Source organism: Paracoccus sp. S4493 (assembly GCF_000967735.1).
In the GTDB taxonomy this organism is placed as follows: Bacteria; Pseudomonadota; Alphaproteobacteria; order Rhodobacterales; family Rhodobacteraceae; genus Paracoccus; species Paracoccus marcusii.
The window spans coordinates 1-920 of record NZ_JXYF01000179.1; the positions used below are offsets into that span (position 1 = coordinate 1).

Consider the following 920-nt stretch of genomic DNA (forward strand, 5'->3'; position numbering starts at 1 on the left):
GGCGGGCCTGCTGTCGCGCCAACCGGCCGATCCGGTCCGCACCCCCCTTCCCCGCCCAGAGGCCCGGCTGGAGGTGCGCAACCTCTCGGTCGCCCCGCCGGGAGAGGGGCAGGCCACCCTGCGCGGCGTCAGCTTCGGCGTGGCGCCTGGCACGGCCCTGGGGGTCATCGGCCCGTCGGGCGCGGGCAAGTCGACGCTGGCGCGGGCGCTGATCGGCGCGTGGCGCGTGGGCGGCGGCAGCATTCGTCTGGGCGGCGCGACGCTGGACCAGTACCACCCCGACGTGCTGGGCGGCCTGATCGGCTATCTGCCCCAGCAGGTGACGCTGTTCGACGGCACGATTGCCGAAAACATCGCCCGCCTGTCCGACCGCCCCGACCCCGACCAGGTGGTGCGCGCCGCACAGGCGGCCGCCGCGCACCAGATGATCCTGGACCTGCCGCAGGGATACGACACGCGCATCAGCCAGACGGCGGGCCGTCTGTCGGGCGGCCAGATTCAGCGCATCGGCCTGGCCCGCGCGCTTTATCCCGACCCGGTTTTGCTGGTTCTGGACGAGCCGAACTCGAACCTGGACAACCTGGGATCCGAGGCGCTGAATGCCGCGATCCGGCGGCTGAAGTCGCAGGGCGGCGCGGTCATCATCATGGCCCACCGTCCCGCCGCGATCAACGAATGCGAAAACCTGCTGGTGCTGGAGGGCGGCGTCCGCCGCGCCTTCGGCCCGCGTGACAAGGTGCTGGAACAGATGGTGCAGAATTCGGCCCAGATCCGTCAGGCCCAGACCTCGGGCCAGGGCGGGGGCGTCGCATGAGCCGCGGTCGGACACGCGCGGCCTCGGGCGACCGGCGCTGGCCGGTGCGCGGCCCGATCATCGCGGGCGTGGTGGCGGTGCTGGTGCTGGTGGGCGGCTTCACGGT

The 920-nt window shown here is 72.8% G+C and carries 1 protein-coding gene; it reads left to right on the top strand.

Going from position 1 to position 920, the window contains the following annotated elements; all coding sequences use genetic code 11:
• The coding region (locus TW83_RS15985) for an ATP-binding cassette domain-containing protein (protein WP_045983776.1) at window positions 1-814 on the top strand (814 nt) is incomplete at its 5' end.
• Window positions 815-920 lie beyond the last annotated feature (106 nt).